Genomic DNA, 7,569 nt, shown 5'->3' on the forward strand with positions numbered 1-7,569 from the left:
CACCAGCTCACCGACATGAAACCGACACATCGCAACCTCCGTACGGTCATGACCTTCCACCAGAAGGTGGAGGAAGCCGCGACGTTCGCGGAGAAGCTGCCCGAGACAGCCGCGGAGCTGTACACCACCGAGATGTCGGAGGAGGAGCTGGCGGAGGCGGACAAGAAGGTGAAGGAACTCCCCGCGTCGTCGATCGGCGCGGAGCTGTACGAGCTCCTCGGGGCCGGCCGCCACGTACCCCCGGACCGGGTCTGGTCGGCGTGGCTGTGCGGCGACCACCTCGTCAACGAGCGGCGCGAGGTCCTGCGCCAGTTCGCCAACGGCATCGACGCCGCCGGGCGCCGTGTCCACCGCGCCTTCCTCGCCAGCGTTCGCGTGCTTGGTGAGGGCGTGGACATCACCGGTGAGCGGGGAGTCGAGGCGGTGTGCTTCGCGGACACCCGCGGCTCGCAGGTGGAGATCGTGCAGAACATCGGCCGGGCGCTCCGGCTCAACAAGGACGGCAGCACCAAGGTCGCGCGGATCATCGTGCCGGTGTTCCTGGAGCCCGGTGAGAACCCGACCGACATGGTCGCCAGCGCCTCGTTCCGCCCCCTTGTAGCGGTCCTCCAGGGCCTGCGCTCACACGATGAGCGCCTGGTCGAGCAGCTCGCCTCCCGCGCCCTCACCAGCGGCGAGCGCAAGGTACACATCCGGCGCGACAAGGAAGGACGGATCGTCGGGACCGGCGGCGAGAGCGACGGCGAGGACCAGGAGCAGGGCGACACCCACGCCGCTGCCGAGTCGGCCCTGCTGCACTTCTCCAGCCCGCGCGACGCGGCGACCATCGCGGCCTTCCTGCGGACGCGGGTGTACCGGCCGGAGTCGCTGGTGTGGCTGGAGGGCTACCAGGCCCTGCTCCGGTGGCGGGCAGAGAACCAGATCACCGGCGTCCACGCCGTGCCCTATGACGTTGAGGTCGAGGTCGGCGTCACGAAGGACTTCCCCCTCGGACGGTGGGTGCACCAGCAGCGCAAGGCCCTGCGAGCCGGGGAGCTGGAGGACCGGCGCAAGGTCCTCCTGGACGCGCCGGAGGCCGGGATGGTCTGGGAGCCGGGCGAGGAGGCGTGGGAGAACAAACTCGCCGCACTCCGGTCCTACCGGCGGGCCACCGGCCCCCTCCCGCCCCGTCAGGACGCGGTCTGGGGCGAAGGCGAAGCGATGATGCCCATCGGGCAGCACATGGCCAACCTCCGCCGGAAGGGCCAGAAAAACGGCCTGGGCAAGGACCCCGAGCGGGCAGCGGAGCGCGCGGCGCAGCTCACAGCGATCGACCCGGACTGGAACTGCCCCTGGCCGCTGGACTGGCAGCGGCACTACCGCGTCCTCGCCGACCTGGTCGACGCCGACGGCGTACTGCCGGCCATCCAGCCCGGCGTGCTCTTCGAGGGCGACGACATCGGACGATGGCTCACGCGGCAAAGAGAAGCGAGCAACTGGACACAGCTCTCCGCCGAGCAGCAGGAACGGCTGACCGGGCTCGGCGTGACACCCGAAGAGCCCCAACCGGCACCGGTGAAAGCAGGGGCGGCCAAGGAAGCGGGTGGTCTGTCGGCACCGTTCGGGCGAGGAGTCGCAGCCCTCGCCCAATACCTCCACCGCGAAGGACACGAGCGGCCAGTTCCGAGGAAGCATGAAGAGCCCGTCGAGGTCGACGGCCAGGAGCACGTCGTGAAGCTCGGCGTGTTCATCAGCAACACCAAAAGCCGCCGCGACCGGCTCACCCCCGAGCAGCACGCCGCCCTCGCCGAGCTCGGGGTGGAGTGGGCGTGACACCAGCCATGGCCAATCGTTGACGGCAGGGCAGACGTCACGTCATGTCGCAGAGAGACCCCGGGCGATAGCGCCCGGGGTCTCGTGGTGTCGAGCGCGGTCCTGTCCGCCGCCGTACGGAAGGGACGCGGCCCGGCCACGATGGTCGGTAGTCGCCCGCCCACTGCCTCTGCGGTATCCCGTACGTATGCCCCTGGTCCCCCACGAGATCGCCCTCCGGGCTGATGCCCTGTCCGATTCGGCTGCCTAGTGTCCTTCGCATGACGATCAGACTCCGCGGACGGACCGCTGCCGCCGCCCTCGCCACCATGGCCCTGCTGGCCACGCCCGCCGCCACCGCCCACGCCGCACCCGGCCCCGCGCCCGCCCCGGCCACCTCCGCCGCCGCCGCCACGCTCGAACTGCCCCGCCCGACCGGTCCGTACGCCGTCGGCAGCGACATCCTCCACCTCACCGACCACGACCGCACCGACCCCTGGGTGCCTGAGTCCGGGGACCGCGAACTGATGGTGTCCCTGTACTACCCCGCCCGCCCCGGGCGGCCGGGCGCCACCGCTCCGTACATGAGCACCGGGGAAGCCCGCCTGCTGCTGGCGGGCATCGGGCTGGAAGGCACCGTGCAGCCGGCGACGCTCAGCTCGCTCGGCACGCATGCCCGCACCGGCGCCCGGACGGCCCCCGGGCACTTCCCCCTGGTACTGCTCTCCCCGGGCTTCGGCAACCCCCGGGCGACGGTGACCTCGCTCGCCGAGGACCTGGCGAGCCGCGGTTACATGGTGGCGAGCGTCGACCATGCCTACGAGTCCCTCGGGACCGAGCTGCCCGACGGCCGGCTCCTGACCTGCGTGGCCTGCGAGAAGATGACGTCCGCGCCCAGCGAGGAGGCCCGGCAGGAACTGGGCAGGCTCGTCTCCACCGGTCGGGCCGCCGACCTTTCCTTCGTACTGGACCGGCTGACCGGCCACCGTCCCGCCTGGGAGGGCTCCCGCATGATCGACCGGCGCCGGGTCGCCGTGGCCGGCCACTCCATCGGCGGCAGCGCAGCCGCCTCCGCGATGCTCGCCGACCCGCGCTTCGACGCGGGGATCAACATGGACGGCACGTTCCAGGAGCGCGTTCCCGCCTCCGGCCTCGCCGGGCGCCCCTTCATGATGCTGGGCACCGCGTCGCACTCCCCCGGCGGCGAGGACGAGTCCTGGGACCAGGGCTGGCAGCGGCTGGACGGCTGGAAGCGCTGGATCGGCGTCGAGGGCTCCGGCCACTCCAGCTTCACCGATGTCCCCGTCCTGGAGGACCGGCTGGGCGTGACGCTGGACCCCACGGTCACGCTCTCCACCGACCGGCAGGTCCGGATCACCCGTGACTACGTCAGCACCTTCCTCGACCAGCACCTGCGCGGACGGCACCAGCCCTTGCTGGACGGCCCCACACCCGACAACCCCGAGGTCGTCTTCCAGCGGCCCTGAACACCGGCACACACAGGAGCGCCCCCGGACGCACGGATGCTGGAAGGTCTCCTCCACCCGCCACCTTGATCCGGCGACGCGGACCAGGGTGTTCAGGGGCGCCGGGCCGAGTGAGAAGCAGCGGTAGTAGGCGAGTTCACCGGTGGTGCGGTTGCGGCGGATCAGCAGCTGGCGGCTGCCGGGGCGGGGTTCGGCCAGATCGATGACCGCCCAGTCGTAGAAGCGGTGCCCCTTGGCATCGGCCCCGGCCGACAGCTTCTGCCAGGCCCGCTTGGGCACCTTCGCGGCCAGGGAATCCGCGCGGAACTTCCCCGCACCGGTGGTGACTTCGGCCGAGCAGGCATCGGCGAGCACGTAGTCGGCCTGGCGCTCTTCCAGCGCGGAGCACAGCTTTGGGTTGCCCCCGTAGACCTCGTGGCTCTGTACGCGAGAAGGGGTTCTGGCTCAACTTCCGTGATGAGAACACGCTGGGTGATGGTTGGAGGATGGTGCCCTGGCCAACTCTGGCCGGGGTCCTTGCGTTCTGCCTGTTGCCTTGCTGGCGGAGCACTACGCGATTTGATCGCGTTCAAATATAGTTGGGGTTCGGTCGATGAGGCCGTGAGGAGGGCGGCCGCCCGGAGGTACGGGAAGGGGTTGGCGTGAGCCGACAGTTGTGGCGCTCGATCGCCTTCATAGGGCTGGTGGTCGCGCTGACGGTGTCCTGCGGCTGGGCTGCGGGATCTATGCCGCAGAGGTTTCAGCGGATCAGGTGGAGGGGCGATGGACCAGCGAGGCAGGCACGTCCCTGACCTTCCAAGAGGATCACACCTTCGCTGCCGAGCACTTCGACGAGTTGCCCGTCGTGTCAGACTGCAAGACCCCTTCGGCCCTGGCATCTGGCCGCTGGGCGTTCTATGCCTCAGCTGATGCCGACCAGTCCAATGCCGCTGACGAGACCGCCACACACGGCACCGTCCTGTCGCTGATCCCTCGTCGCCTCGTCAGAACCTGGTTGATAGAGCCCGGGTCGGCGCTTCTCGTGCCGATCTCCGGCCTGGACCGTGAGGTGATCAGTGACCGTAGGGTTCAGGGAGCGGCTGGAACCTGCCACGTGGCGCGAACAAGCTTGTTTGGAAGGGGGATTGGGATGGAAATCAGGAATGGGGAATCGGGACCATCACGCCACGACCCGGTGAGGTCGCCCGGCCCCGGAACCGGGGGCAGATGTGGACGCACGAGACAGCGCATCAGTACCGTCCGAGCAACCACCTCTGCAACCACCGCTTCCCCCGTACCCTTCGTTCCCACCACATCTCCCGCAGGCGCCGCACCTCTGGCCACCGCCACCGCCACCGCCACCACCACCGCCAGCGGGCAGTCGGGCGTCCCGGGCGGCTGGAGCGCTTGCCCGGGTGATTAAGTCCAGTCGCTGGTACTGGCGTTGGGGCGTCCTGGCGCTGGTCATGGTGCTCGTCGCCGGTCTGATGACCTTTGTGCTCTGGCCAGGCGAGAAGACGCCCCCGCAGCTGGCCTCGGCGGCCACCAAGAGCCTGCGTGCCTGGCGCGGGGTCACCTATGCGGGGATCACGGTGAACGGCAACGGCGCGATCATCGGCTTCCGTCTGACGGTCGCCCGCGACGGCACTACGTACGGAACCCTGAGCCGTGACTCTGGGGCATACGCGGAGCTCGCTGTGAGCCCCAGGCGAACCCTTCTGCGCGGCAACAGCCAGTGGTGGTTCGAGCACGAGCCGGGCAGCGCCGAAGCGCTGGCCCACATCTGGGTGGCCGACCCGCCGCAGGGGGTGATCGGCCTGGCCGAGCTGTCCCGGATGACTCCGACGGCGCTCGCCGACGCCCTCTCGGGCAAGGACACCGACGGTCCGTCCGGGCGGCCGTCCACGTGGCGCCAGAGCGGGGCCACGTCGGTGAACGGCCGTCCGGCGAAGGTACTGACCGACGGCACCCTGCGCATCGTGGTGAGTGCGTCCCCTCCGTACCGGCCGCTATCGGTCGGCCTGCCGGGTTCCGCTGGATCTCAAGGAGCCGCCACACCCAAACCTGCGCCGGACGCCTCGGATGTGCACACTGCCGTCTTCCGCTCCGGCCCGCAGGACGGTGCCGCACGGTCCGCGCGCCATGTGCAGTCCGCAGGTCAGGTGCCGACGGCGGCCGGTGAGCCCGCGCCCGCCCCGGCCCTGTCGTCCGCGGTCAGCGAGCCCGACAAGGCCCAGGTACGAAGCACAACGGAGAACGTACGCCGGATCGACACCTCGCACGAGCAGGCCGAACCGCTGAGCCAACGTGTGGCGGCCCAGACGGACGTGGCCGTACAGCTCACAGCATCGCACTGCAGCACTCCGACCTGCCCGGCCACCGTGAACGTGACCAACCAGGGCACCGCTCCCGCCAGCGGCACGGTGATAGTGACCGTAGCCGGACAGACGCCCCTGAACAGTCCTGTTTCCGTGCCTCCCGGCGGGAACCGCACCCTGACGGCTACGGCGACGAATACGGCACCGCCCGGCCAGACGATCCCGGTGAGCTGGTCCGTAGTCTTCTACGAAGCGAGCGTCATGGGCGAGGACCCGGCGCTCGTCAAACGGCTGATGGGCCGCGGTTTCAAGCTCAATGAGCCACTGGGCGATCAGCGGGCCAACGACAGCAAGGGCAAGCCCGTCCTGCAGCTCCTCGACGCCATGACGGCCGACATCGGTCCGCAGACCAGCCCCGAGGTCCGCGAGAGCCGACTCAGCAATGCCGGCAAGACGGTGGCCAATCTGGAGCAGCAGGGAGCGTTCGAGCCGTTCCACGACCTAGTCGTGAACACCAACAACTTGAGAGTCTCCGGCGAGAGCGGCATTGCCGAACTGGAAGCGAAGACAGCCCAGCTCTCCGACTCCGACCGGCGGGCGCTGCAGTATGCGAGCGAGTTGGCGGGCGCGGGGAACAAGGTCGTCTGGGGCAACACCTACAAGCCCGAGGGTTCCTTGGATGAGTACAAGGCCGACCTCCAGAACCTGACTGGCAAACAGACCATCCAGCGCAAGGCCGTGTCGGGGGGCACGGACGCGGTCGTGAAGGCCTTCGCGGCGGCGATCAACGAACTCTCCGGTACCGGGGTGGTCCCGCCCGGCTTCGACAAGGTCGCCTGGATCGACATCGACCCGAACGCCTCCACCGTCCTGGCCGGCAGTGACCGGCAGGCACTGGCGAAGGAGTTCAAGAAGCTCAAGCTCGAAAAGTACTGCAACGGTGCGGGCGGGCCCGCTTTCGACGCGGCCGTGTTCACCACCTATCCGCCCGGCCCGGACGGCACCCCGAAGCGTACGAACAGCGTGTTCACCTGCAACGAGCTGCTGAGCAGTGCCGTCGACCCCCACAAGTACATCCGGGATGAGATGGTCTGGAAGGTCAGGAACGACCCGGTCTGGTACTTCGCCAACTACCAGAAGGACGGCCGCCGAAGGAGCGAGAAGACCACGGAGAACGGCGTCACGCTGCCGATACTCGCCAAGGACAACGAGAACCACTGGATCTCCAAGGACAAGCTGCCCTCGGCTCCCGGCGCGAAGCTGTCCCCCAAGAAGTTCTTCGGCCCCGCCTCGGTCGGTGACAGAAAACGGAGCGACCTGCTCAACAAGATCGCTGACAATCGCAATACGTCCGTGGATCTCACCAACGCGGAGCTGAAGTGGGAGGAGAACAAGAGCGCGGCCAATGGGCAGACACTCGACAAGGCGCTGCAGAAATACCGGAAAGAGCTAGGCGTCACGCCCAACAACAGCCGCATAGCCGAGCGGCTCGGCGAGAGCACGGCACGCTACCACGTCATTCCGGAGGAATTCCCGGGAGCCCAGTGGATCACCCTGCCCAAAACCCCCAATGGTGCTGATAAGTTCGACCAGCTGTACAAGCTCCCCGACGGCACGCTGCTCATCGTCGAGGCCAAGGCGCCAACGGGGAACCCCGGCTGGCGTCAGGGGAAGGGCCGTCACAAGAACAAGATGGTCCAGCAGATGACCAGGGAGTACGTGGAGACGATCATCGAGGCGATGAAAGAGCGGGAGACGAAGTCCCCGCGGGACGGCAAGCTGGCGCGCGACCTGGAGGCGGCGCTGAAGCACGAAAAGCTCCGCTACGTTCTCGTGAAGGCAAAGGTCGGCGGCAGCTCCTACGCGGGTGGCACCCTGGAGGAAGGCGACATCAACTAACTTGGTCTTTAACCTGTGCGGCGTGGACGTGGGGTCGTTGACTTCTTCGTCCGTCGCTTCGAGGGGCCTGGTTTGCCGACTGTGTGGACGTCGTA

At 68.5% G+C, this 7,569-nt stretch carries 2 protein-coding genes and 2 pseudogenes; 3 read left to right on the forward strand and 1 reads right to left on the reverse strand.

Features of this window, described 5'->3' with window-relative positions; translation table 11 throughout:
- Positions 1–33: 33 nt before the first annotated feature.
- Positions 34–1,812: pseudogene (locus tag ACFV8T_RS38100) on the forward strand (Helicase associated domain protein); the annotation flags it as partial.
- Between the two features lie 260 nt (positions 1,813–2,072).
- Positions 2,073–3,278, forward strand: a complete 1,206-nt coding sequence (locus ACFV8T_RS38105; RefSeq protein ID WP_385336451.1) for an alpha/beta hydrolase family protein — start codon at positions 2,073–2,075, stop codon at positions 3,276–3,278.
- A 39-nt stretch (positions 3,279–3,317) separates the two neighbouring features.
- Here ACFV8T_RS38105 and ACFV8T_RS38110 read toward each other — a convergent pair.
- Positions 3,318–3,704: pseudogene (locus ACFV8T_RS38110) on the reverse strand (IS701 family transposase); the annotation flags it as partial.
- Positions 3,705–4,672: 968 nt separating this feature from the next.
- Between ACFV8T_RS38110 and ACFV8T_RS38115 the strand changes: the two are divergent.
- Positions 4,673–7,474, forward strand: a complete 2,802-nt coding sequence (locus ACFV8T_RS38115) for a hypothetical protein (RefSeq protein ID WP_385336453.1) — start codon at positions 4,673–4,675, stop codon at positions 7,472–7,474.
- Positions 7,475–7,569 lie beyond the last annotated feature (95 nt).

It is taken from the genome of Streptomyces sp. NPDC059832, assembly GCF_042731715.1.
Classification (GTDB): Bacteria; Actinomycetota; Actinomycetes; order Streptomycetales; family Streptomycetaceae; genus Streptomyces.

Bases quoted from the DNA above. Each gene is read 5' to 3' on its own strand.
- ACFV8T_RS38105 (WP_385336451.1), top strand. From the start codon at position 2,073: ATGACGATCAGACTCCGCGGACGGACCGCTGCCGCCGCCCTCGCCACC.